Annotated in this window: 10 protein-coding genes and 1 pseudogene; 8 read left to right on the forward strand and 3 right to left on the reverse strand. The window is 66.5% G+C overall.

Translation table 11 applies throughout. The features are described 5' to 3' along the window. The 7 genes and pseudogenes from QZ609_RS12905 to pelG form a co-directional block, all read left to right on the forward strand. Positions 1-1,331: pseudogene (locus QZ609_RS12905) on the forward strand (hypothetical protein); the annotation flags it as partial. Beyond that, on the forward strand, positions 1,318-5,349 hold the full coding sequence (locus QZ609_RS12910; RefSeq protein ID WP_295495135.1) for a tetratricopeptide repeat protein: 4,032 nt from the start codon (positions 1,318-1,320) through the stop codon (positions 5,347-5,349). The pseudogene QZ609_RS12905 and the gene QZ609_RS12910, both read left to right, overlap by 14 nt. A gap of 45 nt (positions 5,350-5,394) precedes the next feature. Continuing rightward, positions 5,395-5,955 carry a penicillin-binding protein activator LpoB gene (locus QZ609_RS12915; RefSeq protein WP_295495137.1) on the forward strand — a complete coding sequence of 187 codons (561 nt, stop codon included), beginning with the start codon at positions 5,395-5,397 and terminating at the stop codon, positions 5,953-5,955. Then, positions 5,955-7,418 carry a PelD GGDEF domain-containing protein gene (locus tag QZ609_RS12920; RefSeq protein ID WP_295495139.1) on the forward strand — a complete coding sequence of 488 codons (1,464 nt, stop codon included), beginning with the start codon at positions 5,955-5,957 and terminating at the stop codon, positions 7,416-7,418. Before QZ609_RS12915 ends, QZ609_RS12920 begins: the two co-directional genes overlap by 1 nt. Positions 7,419-7,428: 10 nt before the next feature. Further along, positions 7,429-8,415 carry a lipopolysaccharide N-acetylglucosaminyl transferase gene (locus QZ609_RS12925; RefSeq protein WP_295495141.1) on the forward strand — a complete coding sequence of 329 codons (987 nt, stop codon included), beginning with the start codon at positions 7,429-7,431 and terminating at the stop codon, positions 8,413-8,415. Next, positions 8,412-10,019 carry a GT4 family glycosyltransferase PelF gene (gene pelF, locus QZ609_RS12930; protein WP_295495144.1) on the forward strand — a complete coding sequence of 536 codons (1,608 nt, stop codon included), beginning with the start codon at positions 8,412-8,414 and terminating at the stop codon, positions 10,017-10,019. Before QZ609_RS12925 ends, pelF begins: the two co-directional genes overlap by 4 nt. After that, positions 10,019-11,389 carry an exopolysaccharide Pel transporter PelG gene (pelG, locus tag QZ609_RS12935; RefSeq protein ID WP_295495145.1) on the forward strand — a complete coding sequence of 457 codons (1,371 nt, stop codon included), beginning with the start codon at positions 10,019-10,021 and terminating at the stop codon, positions 11,387-11,389. Before pelF ends, pelG begins: the two co-directional genes overlap by 1 nt. 376 nt (positions 11,390-11,765) lie before the next feature. Here the strand turns inward: pelG and QZ609_RS12940 are convergent, their stop codons facing one another. The 3 genes from QZ609_RS12940 to QZ609_RS26780 all read right to left on the reverse strand — a co-directional run bounded on the left by QZ609_RS12940 (position 11,766) and on the right by QZ609_RS26780 (position 18,062). Beyond that, positions 11,766-12,092 (reverse strand): hypothetical protein, encoded by a 327-nt coding sequence (locus QZ609_RS12940; RefSeq protein ID WP_295495148.1) that lies wholly within the window; start codon positions 12,090-12,092, stop codon positions 11,766-11,768. Positions 12,093-12,562: 470 nt separating this feature from the next. Then, positions 12,563-16,234 (reverse strand): ESPR-type extended signal peptide-containing protein, encoded by a 3,672-nt coding sequence (locus tag QZ609_RS12945; RefSeq protein ID WP_295495151.1) that lies wholly within the window; start codon positions 16,232-16,234, stop codon positions 12,563-12,565. A gap of 268 nt (positions 16,235-16,502) precedes the next feature. Further along, the gene (locus QZ609_RS26780; RefSeq protein WP_365901514.1) at positions 16,503-18,062 is read right to left on the reverse strand and encodes a YadA-like family protein; all 1,560 of its coding nucleotides are present in this window, start codon (positions 18,060-18,062) and stop codon (positions 16,503-16,505) included. A 163-nt stretch (positions 18,063-18,225) separates the two neighbouring features. Here QZ609_RS26780 and QZ609_RS12955 point away from each other — a divergent pair, with 163 nt between their 5' ends. Then, positions 18,226-20,346: a UvrD-helicase domain-containing protein gene (locus tag QZ609_RS12955; RefSeq protein WP_295495154.1), complete on the forward strand. Its 2,121-nt coding sequence runs from the start codon at positions 18,226-18,228 to the stop codon at positions 20,344-20,346. Positions 20,347-20,444: the final 98 nt, after the last annotated feature.

The following is a 20,444-nucleotide window of genomic DNA, read 5'->3' on the forward strand; positions in this document are numbered from 1 at the left end:
TGCTCGTGCACGTGGACGGCGACGGCTTTGCCTCGCGCGCCGAGTTTCCCGGCCCGGAGTATTCCGGCGAGGTGCTGCTGCAGGACATCTGGGAGAAATACCGCATCCCGACCACGCTGTCGGTCATCGAAGGGGAGGTGGGCGCGAGCGGCCTGTACCCGAAGCTGAGCCCGCGTCTGGAGGCCATCGCCCGCAAGATGTTCGCGCTGCCCTACGTCGAGCTGGGCACGCATACCTACTCGCACCCGTTCGACTGGAGCCGAACGGTGCAGGGCAAGGCGTCGGCCGACCCTACCAAGGATGACAAGGGCGGCGGGGATACCGCATTCGCGTTATCCATCCCCGGTTACCAGTTCAGTCTGGACCGGGAGATCGGCGGTTCGATCCGCTATATCAACGAACATCTCGCGCCGCCGGGCAAACGTGTGAAAATCGTGCAATGGTCGGGCGACTGCCAGCCGCCCGACGTGGCGGTGCGCATGGCCTGGCAGGCGGGCGTGGTCAACATCAATGGGGGCGACACCACCATCACGCGCAGCTCGCCGTCGTGGACGGACATCGCGCCGCTGGGCATCGACAAGGGGCCGGGCGCCTACCAGGTGTTCGCGCCCAACCAGAACGAAAACGTCTATACCAATGACTGGACCGGACCGTTTTACGGCTTCGATCGCCTGATTGAAACACTGCAGATGACCGAAAACCCGTATCGATTCAAGCCGATCAACCTCTACTACCACATGTACTCGGGCACCAAGCTTGCTGCGCTCAAGGCCTTGAAGAAGGTCTACGACTACGCGCTGTCGCAGCCGGTGTTCCCGATCTACTCGACCGAATACGTGGCCAAGGTGCTCGACTTCCGCGACATGGCGGTCGCCCGGGATGTTGATGCGGGCGACGCCTGGGTTGTGCGCGGCAACGGCGACCTGCGCGAGCTGCGCTGGATGGCGCCCGGCGCCCCCCGGCTGGCGGATGCGCAGGGCGTGGTCGGCTATGACCGCGCGGCCGGTGGCACCTACATCCACCTCGATGGCGGTGCGGCGCGCTTTGCGCTGGCGCCCGAGACACCGTCCGTGCAGCCCGCCCAACCGGCCTACGTGGCGGAAGCGGCCGCCTTCGTGCAGAACTTCGAGCGCAGCGGCAACGCGGTCAGCTTCGACGCCGGCGGCTACTACAAGCCATTCGTCCGGCTGGCCAACGCCGGGGCGTGCCGGGTGCGCGTCAACGGCAGCCCGGCGCGCACCGCCCGTGCGCAAGACAACACGGTGCGCGTGGACCTGAGCGGCGGCGCCGCCCAGACCGTCACCTACCAGCGTATCGATGTGGTCTGCTGACCTGACGCCGCGCGAGCGTCTGCTGCCTCCCTGGCTGATCGGCACGCTTGGCGCGCTGGTCGGGCTGGCGCTCGCCTCGATGTTCCCGCGCGAGCGCCTGGAGGCCCGCCTGCTGGAGGGCGGCAAGGTCGATGCGCTGTCGGTGGCCTATCTGGAGGCCTGGCTGCGCGTGCGCCCGAATGACGGCGATTTTCTGAGCGTATTGGCCGCCCAGTACGTGCGCACCGGCCGCCTGGAAGACGCCGAGGCGATGGTGGCCCGCATGCGCGCACTGCACGACAAGGCGGTCGACCGCGAGGCCCTGCTGCTCGACATCGCCATCCGCGAGCAGCGGGCCTATGCGCTGCAGCCGAACGATCCGCGCCGCGCGGCCTACCTGACCGAACTGCGCAGCCTGCTGACCCAGGCACTCGACTACCGCTGGAGCGCATCGGAACTCGAAATCCTGGCCACCAAGGCGCGTGGGCTCGACTCCGGCGCGGTGGCCGCCAAGTTCTACCAGCGCCTGGCCAAGCAGGACGTGGCGCGCGCCGCCCAGTGGCAGTCCCGCACCGCCGAGATCGCGCTGGGCGTGGGCGAATACCGCGCCGCCGCCGCCGCCAACTTTGCCGCGCAGACGGCGGCTACCTCGCTGGACGAACAACGCCATTACTTCATCGCCGGGGTCAAGGCACTGCAGTCCGGCAACCTGCTCGACGAGGCGGTGGCCGAGGCGCAGCGCCGCGTCGGCCCGCTCGCCGACGATCCGGAAACCCTGCGCTTCCTCACCCGGCTGGCGATGGCCTGCAACCGGCCCGACCTGGCCGACCAGTACGCGCGCCGGCTGCTGCACCTGTCGTGGCAGCAGACGGGTGAGGAGGGCATCGTGCTGGCCGCTGGCGCGCTCCGGCATGACTGGATGTTTGCTGGCCGGCCCGAACCGCTGCCATCGCCAGCTGACGTGTTGTACATGGACGGTCCGGAGGGCGTGGCGCGTCGCCAACGCGGTGCCGCCCGCATTCGGCGCGTGGCCGACGCTGCCAGCGCGCCGGCCACACCGGCCGCACCGCCGACCGGCGCCGAGGCCATCAAGGGCGGCATCGCGCCATTCAACGCCGAGGACTACGACCTTGCCTACCGCGTCTTCATGGGCAGCGGCAACCTGAACGACGCCATGCGCGTGGCCGAGGCCGCCGTGCGCCAGCGCCCCGACCTGAAGCTCTGGACCGAGCGCGCCGCCCAGGTGGCCGAGTGGAACCGCCAGCCGATGGTGGCGCTGCAATACTGGCTGGCCTATGCGCAGTCCACCGGCGATGACGCCGCCTGGCAGCACGTGCTGCGCCTGGCCCCCGCGCTCAACGAAGACCACGCCTACCTGGCCGCCTTGCGCTACCAGGCCAGCCGCCAGCCGGGCGACATGAAGCTGCTCGACCAGGTGATCGCCGCCTACGAGCGCCTGGGCGAACCGGTGGAAGGCCTGGCCTACCTGAGCAGCATCGCGCACGGGCCGCATCGGCAAGCCGTGCTGGAGCGCACCGCCATGCTGGCCGAGCGCGCCGGCAAGGACGACCAGGCCTACGACACCTACGTCCACCTGCAGCAGGAGTTCGGCCCCAACGCGCGCTACGCGCTCAAGCTGGCCAACATCCTGTACGTGCGCGGCAATTTCGAGCAGGCGCTCGCCGCCATCCAGGTGGCCGAGCGCGCCGCCGCGCCCACGGACGACCTCTACTGGCGCACTTTCGCCCAGCTCGCCCGCCTGAACCAACGCGACGACCTGGCGCGCGAGGCGTATCGGCAGCTCTTGATCGGCGGCGGGGCCCAGGCCGACGACCTGTCGGCGATGATCGACTTCTACGACGCCAGCCCGATCGACGCCGGCCGCCTGGCCGAGGCGGCCTATCGCAAGGACGGCAGCACCACGCACCTGCAGCAGGCGATCTACTACTACACGCGGGCGCGCGCCTTCCGCCGCATCGAGGGGCTGCTGGCCTCGCTCACGCCCGCGCAGCGCAAGGCCGCCGAGCAATCCGCCGGCGTGCTCGCCGCGCGCGCCGAGTACTACCGCCAGAGCGGCCAGTGGGACGCCGCCATGCGCGACCTGCGCCGCGCTGTCTCGCTGCCCGACGCCGGCAGCGACGTGAAGGCCACCTTCCTGTGGGGCCTGCTCGATTCCGGCCAGAACGCCGAGCTCAAGCGTGCCCTGGCTCTGTGGCGCGGCGAGGCCGAGAACGATTCCGCCTACTGGGGTGCCTACGCCGCCGCCGGGCTGCAGCTGTTCGACGCCAACCTCGCGCTGCGCTTCCTCGGCCGCCAGGGCAAGTCGATGCAGAACGACCCGCTGTGGCTGCTGGCCTATGCCGACGCGCGCGAGATGGCCGGCCAGGCCGACGCCGCCTGGGGCCTGCGCCGTGAGGCGTGGCGCCTGCTGTGGCGAGAGGATGCGCCCGGCAACAAGGGCCGCGCCCCAGCCGGCCGCCGCGCCGGCGTGCGTGTCGCCCCCGGTGATGCCGACACCGTGCCGCTGGAAGACGACGCCCGCGCCGACCTGCGCGCCCGCCGCGCGACGCTGGCGCAGACCTTCGGCTCGGGCGACCTGGCCCAGCGGCTGCTGATCGAGCTGCTGCGCGACGACCGCCGCGAAACCAAGCAGGCGCGCGAAGGCGGCCGGGACGAACTGGCCAAGTCCGAGCTGGGCGACATCGACACGCTGCCGCCGGAGCCGCCGCCAGCACCGGATCTGTCGGCATCCAAGCGCGCGCAGCATCGGGTGAGCGACCAGCTGGTCTCCGCCGTGGCCAAGGAGGCCGCGCTGGGCTGGGCGCTGTCGCAGGAAGCGAACGACCTGGCGCGCGCGTGGCTGCTGCAGCAATACACGCGCCGCATGAGCCGGCCGGCCTATGCCGACATCTCTATCGCCCTGGCCGAGCACGACCTGCAGACGCTCAACCGCCTGCTGGACGACACGGCGGACCGCATCCCGCTCTACAACCGCATCGACGCGAACACGATGACGGACCGCCTGGGCGAGGCGCAGCGCCTGGCCTTCGAGGGCCTGAGCACCGCGCCCGACGATCCGCAGCTGCATGAGCGTGTGCAGGAATCGCTGCTGACCAACGCGCAGGCGCTGGAGCCGCGCGAGACGTGGTTCAAGCAGGCGCCGCTGACGTACTTCGAGTCCAGCGCCGCCGCCGGCATGCGACTCACCGATCACTACAGCATGCTGCTGCGCGCCACCCAGCGCAACCAGCGTTCCACCGACGACACGCAGCTGACCGGGGTGCCGGCGCAGGACCGCAGCGTCGACTGGATCTCGCAATACCAGACCCAGGACACGCAGTGGAAGGGCACGGTCGGCTGGCGCCAGGGGCTGGCGTCGTTCACGGCGTTCCGGCTGGATGGCCTGCTGGGGCAGACCGGGCCGCTGGGCACCGAGCTGTCGGCCGGGCGCAACCAGCCGGCCAATGAGACGCCGCAACTGCGCATCGGCGGCGTCAAGGATCTGGTGTCGGTGGGCGGCAACTGGCGCCTTTCGCAGCGTGAATACGTGCGTGCGCGGGTGGAGGGCGATCGCTTCTACGGCCAGGACCGTTCGTTCCTGGGCAGCGGCATGGTGTTCGACGGCGAGATCGGCCACCGCTTCCGCGTGGAGTATCCGGACTATACGATCCGCATGATCGGCACGGTTGCGCGGTATAACGCTTCCGGCACGCCCAGTGCGTTGCTGGGGCGCCTGCTGCCAGCGGGGGTGCCGCTGTCGGTCGACCAGTTCATGCCGCGCTCGTTCACGCAGTATGGTGTGCTGTTCGGCTTCGGCACCGATTATCTGGACCGCTACACCCGCGCCTGGCGCCCGTTCCTGGATGTCGGCATGCTGCGCGACAATCGCGAAGGGTGGGGCAGCCAGGTGCAGTTGGGGGTGGCCGGCAGCGTGTTCGGCAACGACCACCTGGCGCTGTACATCGAACACCAGTCCATCACGCGGTCGGGGACCTCGCCGCTGACGGAAATCGGCCTGCGCTATCGCTGGCTGTACTGAACAGAGCAACAGAAAAGAACACACGAAATGCACATGGAGAAACCGATGACATCCCTCCTCGACACGATGCAGGTCGGCCGCCGCCGCTGGCTGGCGATGGCCGCGGGCGTCGGTGCGGCGCTGGCGCTGTCCGCCTGCGCGGTGGTCGACAGCAGCAGCGCGCCTGCGGCCAGCGCCACCGACGCCTGGGTCGTGCTGCCGATCGTCAACTACACCGAGACGCCGCAGGCCGGCCTGCGCGCCGAGAGCATCGCCGCCAGCCTGCTGAAGGCGCGCGGCTTCACCAATCTCAAGCAGTATCCGGCCAGCCTGAACGGTGAATCGCTGTTCGAGCCGGCCGAGCGCGAGGCCGTGACGCGTGCGCTGGAATGGGCGCGCGGCGAGCGCGCGCGCTATGCGCTCACCGGCACCGTGGATGAATGGCGCTACAAAGTGGGCGTGGACGGCGAGCCCGCTGTCGGCATCACCCTGCAGGTGATCGAAGTGCAGAGCGGCAACGTGATCTGGAGCGCTGCCGGCAGCCGCACCGGCTGGAGCCGGGACGCCGTGTCGGCCGTGGCGCAGAAGCTGCTGCGCCAACTGCTGTCGCCGCTGGGCCGGAGTTGATGAAGACGCAAGGCGCGCAAGCCGACCGCGCCGCCCCGGGCAAGAGCGCGACCGCTGCCACCGACGCGCGGCAGCGTGATCGCCGGCGCAACGCGCAGGGCATCGGTGCGTCCACCTGGTACGGCAAGCTGCTCGCGCCCACGCTGTCGAGCCCGACCGCCGTGCTCGAGACGATCGGCACCATGGTGGTCACCATCGCCATCGTCTGGTTGTTCGTGCCGAACAACCCGCTGCTGCTCGGCTATGGGTTCCCGTGGATCTGGCTGGTGCCGCTGATCCTGGCGCTGCGCTACGGCACGCTGCTGGGCGCGGCCGCCGCGCTGGTGGTGCTGGGCGCGTGGTGGCTGTTCTACGCCCCGACCGCGGCGGCGGGCGCCTTCCCACGCATGACCTTCCTCGGCGGCCTGATGCTGGTGCTGGTGGGCGGCCAGTTTGGCGATATCTGGAGCGCGCGGCTGTCGCGCGCCCGCACCGTCAACGGCTACCTGAACGACCGCCTGGCCGCGCTCACCAAGAACCACTTCCTGCTGCGCCTCTCGCACGAGCGGCTGGAGAACGACCTGCTGGCCAAGCCGACCACGCTGCGCGACACGCTCACGCAGCTGCGCAATCTGGCGCTGGCCGGGCGTGAACACGCCATGGGCGACAACCTGCCCGACGTGGCCCAACTGCCCGGCGCCATGCAGTTTCTGCAATGGACCGCCCAGGCCTGCCAGCTGGAGGTGGCGGCCATGGTGCGCGTGACCGGCAACCAGGTCGACACCGAACCGGTGGCGCGCGTTGGCACGCCGTTCGATATCGCCGCCGACGATCCGCTCATCCGCCACTGCATCGACACCCACACGCTCGGCCACCCGCAGGCGCCTGAGCTGCGCCACGAAGAGGGCTCGCGCTACGTCGCCTGCGCGCCGGTGCTGTCGGGTGCCGACGAGCTGATCGGCATCGTGGTCGTGCAGCAGATGCCGTTCCTGTCGCTGTCGTACGAGAACCTGCAGTTCCTGCTGGTGCTGCTGGGCTACTACGCCGACGGCGTGCGCCACCTGACGGTCAGCTCGGAGATCCTGGACCTCGTGCCGGACGCGCCGTACGAATTCGCGCTCGACCTCGGCCGCCTGGCGCGCCTGCACCGCGATACCGGCATCGATACCTCGGTGGTGGCACTGATCTTCGATCTGGACGAAGCCAGCGACGCGCTGTTCGAGCACGTGGTGCGCAGCCGCCGTGCGCTGGACGTGGTCTGGCAGGCGCGCGGCAAGGGCCGCCGCGCCATCGTCACACTGATGCCGCTGTCGGGCGCGGGCGCCGTGTCGGCCTATCTGGTGCGCATCGAAGACAGCCTGCGCGCGCAGTTCGGCGTCGATTTCGAAGAGGCCCACATCAGCGCGCAGACCCTGCACGTGACTGGCGAGCACCCGGGCGAGGCGCTGCAGCGCTTCCTCACGCGCTGCCACCTGGACGGCTAGGGGCGCGGCCATGTTCAAGCTCACGCTCAGCGGCATCTCGGCGCAGATCGCAGCAGTGGTGATGGTGCTGCACGCCGGCAACAGCCTGGCGCTGCTGCTGTCGTGCCTGCTGCTGCAGGGCACCGCTGCCGCGCTGATCGGGCTGGCCGCGTGGCGTCTGCTGCCGTTCCACTACCGCGTGCCGTTCATCTGGACGTATGGCTACCTGGTGGCGCTGTGCTTCTTCGTGCCGGTGGCCGGCTGCCTGCTAGTGCTGGGCAGCCTGGTGCTGGGCAAGCTGTTTCCCAAGCCCGAGGGCGACAAGGACATCGCCGAGGTGGGGTTGCCGGTGTTTGTCGCGCACCTGATCTCGCGCGTGACGCACGGCGGCGGGGCGCGGCTGCGCGCGCAGCTCAGCAATGAACGCGCGCCGGTGCAGAGCCGCATGACTGCGCTGGTGGCCATGCAGTCCATGCCCACGCGCACCGCCAGCCCCGTGCTGCGCGACCTGCTGGCCGACCCCGTGGACGACATCCGCCTGCTGGCCTACGGCATGCTCGACAACGCCGAGAAGGTGCTCACGCAGAAGATCCTGGCCGAGCTGCCGCGCCTGGAAGAGGCCACCACGCGCGAAGCCCGCTACGACATCAACAAGCGCCTGGCCGACCTGTACTGGGAGCTGATCTACCAGAACCTGGTGCAGGGCGACGTCTACCGCTACACCGCCGAGCAGGTCGAGCGCTATGCCAGCGCGGCGCTGGCCATCCAGCCCGACAACGCCGCGCTGTGGTACATGCGCGGGCGCCTGGCCCTGTCACGCCGCGAGCCCGACGTGGCCGAGGCCCATCTGCGCCAGGCCGAGGCGTTGGGCTTCCCGCGCGACCGCCTGCTGCCGCCGCTGGCCGAAGCCTGCTACCTGCGCCGCGACTACGCCGGCGCGCGCGCGGCGCTGGCGCAGTTCTCCAGCCGCTCGCCGCTGCCGCTGCTGCGCCCGCTGCTGCGCTACTGGACATCATGAGCGACCAATTCCCACGCGCCCAGTCCGCCGACGTCGCGCTGCTGCTCGAAGGGACGTTCCCCTACGTGAGCGGCGGGGTGTCGAGCTGGGTCAACCAGATGATCCGGGCATTTCCGGACATCCGCTTTGCCATCGTCTTCATCGGCAGCCGCCGGGAGGACTACGGCAAGCCCGTCTACGCCATCCCCGACAACGTGGTGCACGTCGAGTGCCACTACCTGTATGACTTTCCGGCGCCGCCGCTGGTGCAGGCCAGCGGCGGTGACGCCGCGGCGTTCGAGCGCTCGCGCCAACTGCACGAAGCACTGCGTAACCCCGCGCACCGTGATGACACGGCCCACCTGATCCGCGCTGCTATCGACGACCTGCGCGACGACGGGCCGCTGGCAGAGGAACAATTCCTCTACAGCCACCGCGCCTGGGACATGATGACGGACTACTACCGGCGCTATTGCACCGACCCATCGTTCACCGATTACTTCTGGACCGTGCGCATCATGCACAAGCCGCTCTGGCAGCTGGTGCGCATTGCCGAGAACCTGATCCCGGTGAAGGTGTTCCACACCATCTCGACCGGCTATGCGGGCTTCCTGGGCGCGCTGCTGCGCTACCGGCGCGGGCGGCCGCTGCTGGTGTCGGAGCACGGCATCTACACCAAGGAACGCAAGATCGATCTGTTCCAGAGCCAGTGGATCCGCGACAACCGCAGCATCTTCGAGAAGGACATCGCGCAGATCAGCTACTTCCGTGATCTGTGGGTGCGCTTCTTCGAGACCATGGGCAAGGTCTGCTACGACGCCGCCGAAGAGATCGTCGCGCTGTACGAGGGCAACCGCCTGCGCCAGGTGATCGACGGCGCGCCGGCCGAGAAGACGCGCAACATCCCCAACGGCATCAACCTGCCGCGCCTGGCGCCGCTGCGCGATAAGCGCCCGGCCACGGTGCCGCACGTGATGTGCCTGATCGGCCGGGTGGTGCCGATCAAGGACGTGAAGACCTTCATCCGCGCCATGCTGACCATCACGCGCGAGATGCCCGACGCCGAAGGCTGGATCGCCGGCCCGGAAGATGAAGACCCCGACTACGCGCAGGAATGCCACAGCCTGGCCGAGAGCCTGGGCCTGGGCGACCGCATCAAGTTCCTCGGCTTCCAGAAGATCGACGACGTGCTGCCCAAGGTGGGCGTGCTGGTGCTGAGTTCCATCAGCGAGGCGCTGCCGCTGGTGGTGCTGGAAGGGTTTGCCGCAGGCGTGCCGTCGGTCACCACCGATGTGGGCTCGTGCCGCCAGTTGCTGTTCGGCCTGGAAGGGGACGACGCGGCGCTGGGTGCGGCGGGCGCCGTGGTGCGCATCGCCGACCCGGCCGCGCTGGCCGCCGAGGTGCTCACGCTGCTACGGGACGAGGCGCGCTGGCATGAAGCGCAGGCCGCCGGCGTTGCCCGCGTCGAGCGCTACTACACGCAGGAGATGATGGTCGGCAGCTACCGCGAGCTGTACGAGCGCCTGCGCACGCTGCCCGACCTGACCACCGAGGCCGGCGCCACGGCGGCCGCCGCAGCCTGCCCGCACCACGCCGGGCAGAACGGCAAGAAGGGAGCGCGCTGATGGCCGGCATCGGTTTCGAGCTGCGCAAGATGCTCAAGCGCGACAGCCTGCTCGGGCTGCTGCGCGCCTACACCTACGCCGGCATCATCAGTTCCGGGCCGTGGATTCTCTCCATCGTCGGCATCTTGCTGATCGGTATCCTGAGCCTGCCGTTCGTGATTCCGGGCTCGCTCATCACGCAGTTCCAGGTGTCCGTTACTTACCTGATTGCGGTGAGCCTGATCCTGACCGGGCCGATGCAGCTGGCTTTCACACGCTTCACCTCCGACCGCCTGTTCGAGAAGCGCGATGACCTCGTGCTGCCCAACTACCACGCGGTGTCGCTCGTCATCACGCTGCTCTCGGGCGGGCTGGGGCTGCTGGTGGTGCTGTTCGGGTTTCCGCAGCAGTCGGCCATTTATCGGATCTTGATGCTGGCCGGCTTCGTGGTCATGGCCAACATCTGGATCGCGGTGATCTTCCTGTCGGGCATGAAGCAGTACAAGGCCGTCGTCTGGACGTTCCTGATCGGCTACACCCTGACCGTGCTGCTGGCGCTGCTGTTCAACCGCATCGGGCTGGAGGGGCTGCTGCTGGGCTTCGTGCTGGGCCAGCTGTGCCTGCTGATCAGCATGGCGGGGCTGATCTACCGCAACTTCAGCGCGCGGCGCTTCCTGTCGTTCGAGGTGTTCGACAAGCGGTATGCGTATCCATCGCTGATGGTGATCGGGCTGCTCTACAACCTCGGCATCTGGCTCGACAAGTTCATGTTCTGGTACGCGCCGGGCACGGGGCAGCAGGTGGTCGGGCCGCTGCACGCGTCGGTCATCTATGACATTCCGGTGTTCCTGGCGTACCTCGGCATCATCCCGGGGATGGCGGTGTTCTTGGTGCGGATCGAGACGGATTTTGTCGAGTACTACGATGCGTTCTACGACGCGGTGCGGGGTGGGGCGTCGCTGGAGCATATCGAGGATATGCGTAACACGATGGTGCAGACCATTCGGGCCGGGCTGTACGAGATCGTGAAGATCCAGGCCATGGCGGCGCTGGTGTTGTTTGCCGTGGGCGCCTCGGTGCTGCGTGTGCTGCAGATTTCCGAGCTGTATTTGCCCTTGCTGTATGTCGACACGATTGCTGCGAGCCTGCAGGTGGTGTTTCTGGGGGTGCTGAATATCTTCTTTTACCTGGATCGGCGGCGGGTTGTGCTGGGGCTGACGGCTGCGTTTGTGGTGTTGAACGGGGTGCTGACCTGGATCACGCTGCAGTTGGGGCCGGCTTGGTATGGGTATGGGTTTGCGGTGTCGCTGTTGCTGGTTGTGATGGCCAGCCTGACCATTCTGGATCGGAAGTTGGATCGGTTGGAGTACGAGACGTTTATGTTGCAGTGATTGCTGTTGTGTGGGTTTTGGACTTGGTGGTCTGCTGCTGTTTCGTCCCCTGCCGGGGCTGACCTACTTTTCTTTGTCTTGCCAAAGAAAGTAGGCAAAGAAAGGCGCGCCGAGATGGCGACCCCCTCCTTGAATTTCTGTCGCAGGGAGGGAGAGCGGGCAAACTCGCTGCGCTCAGACAGGCCCGCTCTCTTTTTCCTCCCCGCAACAGAAATTCAAGGCGCCATCTAGGCTCAACGTCCAAAGACAAAAAGACACGGCCAAGGAAAACGGCCACACCGTCGGGACACTGGCCTTGGTGCCATTGCCCGGGGGTGTGGCCGCTTGCCGGCCCGTCTGGCGCCTTGCGGACGCCGCGGTCAGGAAGCTTGGTTGCTTAGTTGCCGATCTGGCGGCTGACCTTGTTTTCCTGCTGGTTCAGGGTGCGCTGTTCTTGCTTGGTGATGTGGCCACCGTTCTGGGAAGCCATGTCGCGTTCTTCCTGGCGGATCTGACGGTCTTCCTTGTGCAGCCTCGCAGCTTGGCCCTTGGACATCTCGCCTTCCTTCACCTCGTTGTGGATGCGCTTGTTCTGGTTGGCCAGGCGATGGTTCACTTCTGCGCGGCGCGGGTGATCCTTCTGCCACTGCGTTTGCGCGAAAGCGCCGGTGGTGGCGGACAGGGCGACGGCGGTAACAGCCAGGACTTTGACGATGCGGTTCATGAAACGCTCCCCTCGGTTGAGCGGCTGACCGATTCAGCCGCTGTCCTGCCTATAACGGCGCGTATCGGCCAGGAGCTTACGGTTGTCGTGTAACCGGGCGTAAGCCGTGTAACGCCCGAAAGTAAAGCGAGGGGTGCAAACGAATGCGCAAAGCGACACCGCCAGCACACCGACAGTTTGGCCGTGCCTGCCCTAGATGGCGCCTTGAATTTCTGTTGCGGGGAGGAAAAAGAGGGGAGGCTGTCTGAGCGCAGCGAGTTTGCCTCCCCTCCCTCCCTGCGACTGAAATTCAAGGAGGGGGTCGCCGCATCGGGCGCGCCTTTCTTTGCTTACTTTCTTTGGCAAGACAAAGAAAGTGAGTCGGCCCCGGCAGGGGACGAAACAGCAGCAGACCACCAACAACAAAACAAAAAGGGCGCACCAGCCAAAGCCAATGCGCCCCAGTACCGCTACTTCAGCAACTCAGCCACTTACCAACCGTAGCCCGCGCCCACGCCCACGTTGTACTCCGTGCCGCCGGCAGTCGAGCCACCAATCGTCACGGTGGCGCGCGAGCCCACCTTGCGCTGGTAACCGATTGCCAGCGCGGTTTGGCCGCGATACAGGCCAGTGCCGACCGCCATGCGGTTGTCGGTCTGCAGGCCTGCCGCACTGGCCACCATCGTCGACATGGCCGCGTTCATCGCGCCGAGGCGGTTCATGCGGTTGTCCATCTGGTCGAAACGCTGGTTGACCTGGTTCTGCAGGGTATCAACGCTTTGCTGGATGCCCGCCACCTGCGACTTCACGCCGTTGAGCTGTTGCACGTTGACCGCATCGGTGTCCTGCGTGCCCGCCATGACGTTGGTGATGGCGCGCTGCTGCGCTTGCGAACCGACCGACACGGTGTTGGCCCGGTCGGCCACCGAGTTGGCGCCCAGCGCGACGCTGTTGTCCGCCGAGGCGACAGCGTTGGCGCCCGTTGCCGTGGCGTTGCTGCCGCTGGCAACCGCGTTGGCGCCGGAAGCCGTGGCGTACGTGCCGGTCGCCTGGGCGGCTTCCTTGCTGCCGCTGCCGCTGCCATTGCCGTTGAACATGGCGCTGGCCTGACTGCTGCCGCCCGTCTCAAGCTTGTTCACACGCGTGTCCAAGTATGAGAACGCCTCACCTACGTTCTTCGCGATCTGGCCATCGGAGAACGCATACGTCGGGGCCATCCAGACGCCGTTGGTGAAGGAAGCGCCTCCACCCAGCGCCGCCGCGACGTTCTCGGTAGCCGTGCTCAACGTGCTGTCGATCTGGTTGGCAATCTGCTTGACCTGCTTGACGTTAGCTGCATCGGAATCCTCCGTGCCATCGGCCACGTTCTTGACCTGCACCGCCGAGCCACCCTTGTTCAGCGTGACCGACGTCTTGTCCGCATCGTCGTACTGCACGGCGTTGGCAGTGAGCGTGCCGATCTTGCCTTCAACGTCCTTGACCTGCTTGACATTGGCGGCATCGGTGTCATCCGTGCCGTCGGCGACGTTCTTGATCTGCACAGCCTTGCCGCCGCTGTTCAGCGTGATCGAGGTCTTGGCGTCGCTGTCGTACCGCACCGCGCTCGCGCTCAGGGTTGTGACGCGCTGGTCCACGGCCTTGACCTGACCGTAGTTGGCCGCGTCGGCATCGGCCGACCCATCGGATACGCCCGTCAGCTTGCGGTTGATGGCCTTGCCGTCGGCATCCTTGCCAGCGACGCTGATCTCAGTGCCCGCGACATCCTTGCCGATGGTCAAGTTCTTGGTGGTCGCGTCCTGCTGCACCAGGCCGGTTGCGCCGGAATCGATGTCCGTCTTCAACTGGGCGATGTTGTCGGTGTTGGTCTTGATGTTGCCTTCGGCAGTCGTCACGCGGCCATCGAGCTTGGTGACGCTGCTGTCGAGTGCGGTCACGTTGTCGTTGGTCGTCTTCAGTTGCCTGCCGGTGACGGCGTCGGTGCTGGTGTCGGTCAGGTCCGCATCCGCCAAGCCGGTCAGCTTGCGGTTGATGGCCTTGCCGTTAGCATCCTTGCCCGCCACGCTGATTTCCGTGCCCGCGACTTCCTTGCCGATGGTCAGGTTCTTGGTGGTCGCGTCTTGCTGCACCAGACCAGTCGTGCCGGAGCTGATGTCGGACTTGAGCTGGGTGATGTCGCTGGTGTTGGTCTTGATGTTGCTTTCAGCTGTGGTCATGCGGCCATCGAGCTTGGTGACGTTGCCATCGAGGGTCGTCACGCTGTCGTTGGTCGTCTTCAGTTGCTTGCCGGTGACGGCGTCGGTGCTGTCGTCCGTCAGCGAGCCATCGGCCAGGCCGGTCAGCTTGCGGTTGACGGCCTTGCCGTCGGCATCCTTGCCCGCGACGCTGATCTCCGTACCGGCAACATCCTTGCCGATAGTCAGGTTCTTGGTGGTCGCATCCTGCCGCACCAGGCCGGTCGCGCCGGCGTTGATGTCGGACTTGAGCGAGGCGATGTCGCTGGTGTTGGTCTTCGTACGCGTATCCAGGTTGCCCAGGGCGCCGCGCACGTTATCGAACGCTTCACCGCCCACCGTATAGCTGGGCGCGGCGATCTTGCCATCGTCGCCCACAGTGGTGCCCAGCGCCTTGGCCGTAGCAGCGGTGTTGTTGGTGGCCAACGTGTTGGCGGCGTTGATGGCCGTCGTGTTGGCGTCGGCAGCGGACTTGGCGGCATCGGCCGTGGTCTGGATCTTGTTCACCTGGCCCACGTTGGCCGCGTCGGTGTCGGCGGTGCCATCGGCGACGTTCTTGACCTGCACGGCGGTGCCGCCGTTGTTCAGCGTCAGCGCGTTCTTGCTGGCGCTGTCGTACTGCACGGTCGTGGCTTCCAGTGTGCCGGTGCGGGTGTTCAGGTTGCCGAGCGCCGAGCCGACGTCGTTGAACGTGCGGCCGCTGCCGAAATCGTAGGTCGGCTGCGTGATGGTGCCGTCGTTGGCCACGGCAGCGCCGCCGCCCAGCGCGGTGGCGATCGAGTCGGCCGTCGCATGCAATTGCGCGCCGTTGATGGCGTCCGAGCTGCTATCGGACACCGTGCCGGCGGTCACGCCGGTCAGCTTGCGCGTGATGCGCGCGCCGCCAGTGGCTGCCGTGCCCATGATGTTGACCGTATCACCGGCGTTGGCCGCGCCGATCGTAATGGAGGCCGTGTTGTTGGCCTGCCGCACGAGGCCGGCCGTACCGTTGCTCAGTGCCGTGATGCTGGTGTTATTGGCCGTTACGCGCGTATCCAGGTTGCCCAGCGCGTCACCCACGTTGGTGAACGTGTTGGCCTTGTTGTTGAGCACGTAGCTCGGCGCAGTGATCTTGCCGTCGGTGCCGACGGTCGAGCCGCCGCCCAGCGCAGTGGCCGTGGCCGTGGCATTGGCATCCACCACCGCCTTCACGTTCTTGACCTGGCCGACGTTGGCCGCGTCCGTATCTGCCGTGCCTGCGGCCACGTTGATGATCTGACGCTGCGCCGTCGACGAGCCGACCGACGCCGCGCCCTGCGTGGTGGTGACCGTGCTGGTGCCGTAAGCGAGCGGGTTGGCGGTGGCGGTGATGGCGCCGCGGTCGGCGACAGCGTTGGCGCCCAGGGCCGCGGCACCGGCGGCGCTGCTGCGCGCACCCGCACCGACCGCCAGGGCATCCGTTGCAGAGGCGAGCGCACCCGAGCCGAGTGCCGTGCTGCGCACGCCGGTGGCGGAGGTGCCGCAGCTGCCAACGGCGACACTGCGCTCGGCGGCTGCCGTGGTGTGCTCGCCGAGGGCCGTGCTGTAAGTGGCGTTAGCGACCGTGTTCTTCCCCATGGCGGTAGCGGATTCTTTGGCCGCGTAGCTGCAGTCGCCAATGGCAATGGAGCCAGCCCCCGACTCGGCCTTCGCGCCGTTGGATGGCGTAAAGCCGGCATCGGAGTTAATGCACGCACCCGTATCCTGAACGCTGACGTTGCTGATATTGGTGGCTGCGAAGCCAGGCGATGAAATCCCGCCCAGCACGACGGCCACCCCTGCCAGCGCGGCCAGCCCCGGCAAAGGGCTGAGATTGTTTGTGGCGCGGCTCGCGCCCTTGCCGCGTGCAATTTCCGACGCCACCGTCCACAGCCCGGTCGCCTTGTTGCGAATAATCCGATATGCCTTGTTCATGTCGATGCCTGATTGGAGAAGTTGAAAACGTTGCGCGATGATTTTTTTGTTTCTTTTTGCGCGGGCGCTAGTGTGGAGAGAATTAAAAAAATGTTTCGTGCCTTCTTGTTTAGATAATGGCGTTTTGATAAATCAAAGAAAATCAGAAACCTCCTAAAGCACGGGCGGAATTCCTGCGGCCTCTCCGGAGGCACCAAAAAAAAATGCCGACCCGTGGGCCGGCAAACAACCTATCGACGGAGGAAATTCAGGAGGGCACAGGCGGCGCTCAGAACTCGCAGCCGGCCTGCACACGGCTACCCACATCGCCCGTGGAGGTGACGGAGGCGGCCACGTTGACCATCCAGCGGCTGTTGCGCGCGCGGTGCGTGACGCCCACGCCGACGGCGCTGCCGCCCGCGTAGTTGGCGACACCGCCAGCCACAACGGTCTTGCCCGGCCCGGACGGCGTCATGTTCGGCATCGCCATGGCTGCGGCCACGCCGGCGTAGGCTTTGCGGGCCACATCGTGGATGGCGCGGTTCGTGTCGGCAAAGCGCTGGTCGGTGTAGTCGTTGGCCTGCTTCAGCGTTTGCGCGTTGCCCTCGCGCACGGCCGTGTTGAGCTGCCGCATGTTGGCCGCATCGGTATCGGCGGTGCCGTCCATCACGTTGGCGATCTGGCGTTCGTTGCCAATGGCGCCGACGGACACCGTGCTTTGGCGGTCGGCCACCGAATCCTTGCCGAGCGCAACGCTGTTGTCGGCGTTGGCCTGCGCGTTGGAACCGACGGCCGTCGAGTTGTCACCGTTGGCGACCGAGTTCGGCCCGGCAGACGTCGTGTTGTTGCCGTTGGCTGCGGCGTCCGTTTTGGCGCCGCTGCCGTTGCCCTTGCCGTCAAACATGCCGTTGTTTTGCGTGCCGCTGCCGCCGCCGCTTTGCTCCAGCGTATTGACGCGGCCATCCAGGTTCTTCAACGCATCGCCCACGTTGTTGTAGTTGTTGCCGTTGATGAACGCGTAGGAGGGCGGGGTCCAGACGCCGTTGTTGAAGCCTGCGCCGCCGCCCAGCGTGTCCGCCATGTTCTGGTAGGCGGTTTTCAGCTGGCTGAAATTGACCGCGTCCGTGTCCTGCGCGCCGGCGGCGACGTTGGTGATCTGGCGTTGCAGCGTGGCCGAGCCGACCGAGATGGCGTTGGCTCGATCCGCGACCGAGTTGGCACCGAGCGCAACCGAGCCACTCTGCGTTGCTTGGGCATTGCGGCCGAGGGCCGTGGCGTCGTCAGCGGTCGCTTTGGACAAGGCGCCGACAGCGGTCGCGGCTGCACCCGAGGCGACGGTCGCTTCACCAAGTGCGGTGGCCGAATTCGCGCTGGCAGTTGCACTTGCACCAAGAGCGGCCGAGCCAATGCCGCTGGCCGTCGCGACTGCGCCGAGGGCTGTTGCGGAGCGGGCAGTTGCTGCTGCACCCACGCCCATTGCAGTCTGGTTATAGTTTCCGGCGGTCATGCCGCTGGCCGACGTTCCGGTACCGGCGCCACTGGCTTTACCGGATGCGCCGATCGCAATGGAACTAGTGCCTCCGGCGTCCGTGCAGTATCGCGAGTTGGTTCCGTTGATTGCAATGTTGGTGATGTCAGGGGCTGACGCGCAGGTGCCGATTTCCGTGCCGGCTGCGTGGGCGATTGCTGTCAGGCTGAATGCGCTCAAGGCCAGCGCAGTTCGCGCGGCAAGGCGCGGGTAGCGCGTGAGCGTTGTTGATTGGGTGGATTGGATGCGGGCCATGATGAACTCCAGAATGTCGTTGGTCGGTTTGTCGTGACACTTTGTTGTGCCTTTCCATGACTTCATTCTGGAATTCCCTAGGTGTTTTCAGAATGAGAAAACTCCTATTTCCCGCGCCGCCAACGTGCACCGGATTCACGCCCGCGATGCACGCCGCGCACCGTCCAGGCCCGGCCGCAGGCCCGTGCTACCATCGCCGTCCGCCGTACATTCCCGCCTGCTTGCCCCCATGTCTTCCGGTCTCGCCCACGGGCTCAATGCTGCCCAATCCGAAGGTGTGCACTACCTCGACGGCCCGTGCCTGGTGCTGGCCGGGGCCGGCTCCGGCAAGACCCGTGTGATCACGCAAAAGATCGCGCACCTGATCCTCGACAAGGGGTTCGAGCCGCGTCACATCGCCGCCGTCACATTTACCAATAAGGCGGCCAAGGAGATGCAGGAGCGCGTGGCCAAGCTGATGGACGGCAAGACGCGCGAAGACGGCAAGCGCATCCCGATCAAGCAGCTGACGGTGTGTACTTTCCACTCGCTGGGCGTGCAGATCCTGCGCGCCGAGGCCGAGCACGTGGGCCTGAAGCCGCGCTTCTCGATCATGGATTCGGATGACTGCTTCGGGATGATCCAAGAGCAGTTGGCGACCACCGACAAGCAACTGATCCGCCGCGTGCAGAGCACGATCTCTTTGTGGAAGAACGGCCTGGTCGATCCGGAAGCCGCCATTGCCGAGGCGCTGGCCAACAACAACGTCGACGACCACCAGGCCGCGCTGGTCTACCGCAACTACGTCGCCACGCTGCATGCGTACCAGGCGGTGGATTTCGACGACCTGATCCGCATTCCCGCCGAGCTGTTCGCGCGCAATGAAGAGGTGCGCCTGAAGTGGCAGAACCGCCTGCGCTACTTCCTCGTCGACGAATACCAAGACACCAACGCCTGCCAGTACCAGCTGCTGAAGCTGCTGGCCGGCGGCTCGCACCTGCGCGCGCCGGCCTTCACGGCGGTGGGCGACGACGACCAGGCCATCTACGGCTGGCGCGGCGCCACGCTCGACAACCTCAAGCTGCTGCAGACGGATTTCCCGAACCTGAAGGTGATCAAGCTGGAGCAGAACTACCGCTCCACCGTGCGCATCCTGAACGCCGCCAACGCGGTGATCGCGCAGAACCCGAAGCTGTTCGAGAAGACGCTGTGGAGCGAGCACGGCATGGGCGACGCCATCAACGTGAGCGGCGCCAATGACGAGGAGCACGAGGCCGAGAGCGTGGTCTTCAAGCTCTCCGCGCACAAGTTCGAGCGCCGCGCGCAGTTCCGGGATTACGCGATCCTGTATCGCGGCAACTTCCAGGCGCGCCTGTTCGAGCAGATCCTGCGCCGCGAGCGCATTCCGTATGTGCTGTCGGGCGGCCAGAGCTTCTTCGACAAGGCCGAGATCAAGGACCTGTGCGCGTATTTGCGGCTGATCGCCAACGCCGATGACGACCCTGCGTTCATCCGCGCCATCACCACGCCCAAGCGCGGCGTGGGCAATGCGACGCTGGAGGTGCTGGGGTCATTCGCGGGGCAGGCCAAGGTGTCGCTGTTCGAGGCGGCGATGATGGGTGGCATCGAGGCGTCGCTGGCACCGCGCCAGCTGGAGCCGCTGCGGGTGTTCTGCGAGTTCATCGTGCGGCTGTCGGACCGCGCCGCCAAGGAGCCCGCCAGCACGCTGCTCGACGAGATGATGGGCGGCATCCACTACGAGGCCTATCTGTACGACACCTACGACGAGCGCCAGGCCCAGAACAAGTGGACCACCGTGCTGGAGTTTCTGGAGTGGCTCAAGCGCAAGGGCACCAAGCCCGAAAACGTCGAAGCCGAGGACGCCACCAACTTCGACAATGCCGATGGCCTGGCGGACACCGGCAAGAACCTGCTGGAGCTGACGCAGACCATTGCGCTCATCAGCATGCTCGAAGGCAAGGAAGAGGACCCGGATGCGGTGCGCTTGTCGACCCTGCATGCGAGCAAGGGGCTGGAGTATCCGCACGTGTTCCTGGTGGGCGTGGAGGAGGGGATCCTGCCGCACTGCCGTGAAGACGATGACCTGACCGACGAGAAGATCGAGGAAGAACGGCGGTTGATGTATGTGGGGATTACGCGGGCGCAGCGGAGCTTGCATATCAGCTGGTGCAAGAAGCGCAAGCGGGCGCGGGAAACGGTGGTGTGTGAGCCTTCTCGCTACATCGCGGAGATGAAGCTTGGGGAGGATGCGGGGCCTACTCCTGAGGACAGCATGCCTGCCATGTCGCCTAAGGATCGGCTTGGGGCGTTGAAGGGGCTGTTGGCGGCTAAGAAACCGGTGGCGGGGTGACGGGGTTGTTTGCTGTGTAGGCTTCTGCCGGGGTTTTTTGTTAGTGGTCTGCTGCTGTTTCGTCCCCTGCCGGGGCCGACTCACTTTCTTTGTCTTGC

This window comes from uncultured Ralstonia sp. (assembly GCA_913056305.1).
Lineage (GTDB): Bacteria > Pseudomonadota > Gammaproteobacteria > Burkholderiales > Burkholderiaceae > Ralstonia.

Excerpts from the sequence above, each read along its gene's own strand:
- QZ609_RS26780 (WP_365901514.1), bottom strand. The coding sequence starts at position 18,062 with ATGAAGTCATGGAAAGGCACAACAAAGTGTCACGACAAACCGACCAAC.
- QZ609_RS12915 (WP_295495137.1), top strand. The coding sequence starts at position 5,395 with ATGACATCCCTCCTCGACACGATGCAGGTCGGCCGCCGCCGCTGGCTG.
- QZ609_RS12940 (WP_295495148.1), bottom strand. The coding sequence starts at position 12,092 with ATGAACCGCATCGTCAAAGTCCTGGCTGTTACCGCCGTCGCCCTGTCC.
- pelF (WP_295495144.1), top strand. The coding sequence starts at position 8,412 with ATGAGCGACCAATTCCCACGCGCCCAGTCCGCCGACGTCGCGCTGCTG.
- QZ609_RS12910 (WP_295495135.1), top strand. The coding sequence starts at position 1,318 with ATGTGGTCTGCTGACCTGACGCCGCGCGAGCGTCTGCTGCCTCCCTGG.
- pelG (WP_295495145.1), top strand. The coding sequence starts at position 10,019 with ATGGCCGGCATCGGTTTCGAGCTGCGCAAGATGCTCAAGCGCGACAGC.
- QZ609_RS12955 (WP_295495154.1), top strand. The coding sequence starts at position 18,226 with ATGTCTTCCGGTCTCGCCCACGGGCTCAATGCTGCCCAATCCGAAGGT.
- QZ609_RS12925 (WP_295495141.1), top strand. The coding sequence starts at position 7,429 with ATGTTCAAGCTCACGCTCAGCGGCATCTCGGCGCAGATCGCAGCAGTG.
- QZ609_RS12945 (WP_295495151.1), bottom strand. The coding sequence starts at position 16,234 with ATGAACAAGGCATATCGGATTATTCGCAACAAGGCGACCGGGCTGTGG.
- QZ609_RS12920 (WP_295495139.1), top strand. The coding sequence starts at position 5,955 with ATGAAGACGCAAGGCGCGCAAGCCGACCGCGCCGCCCCGGGCAAGAGC.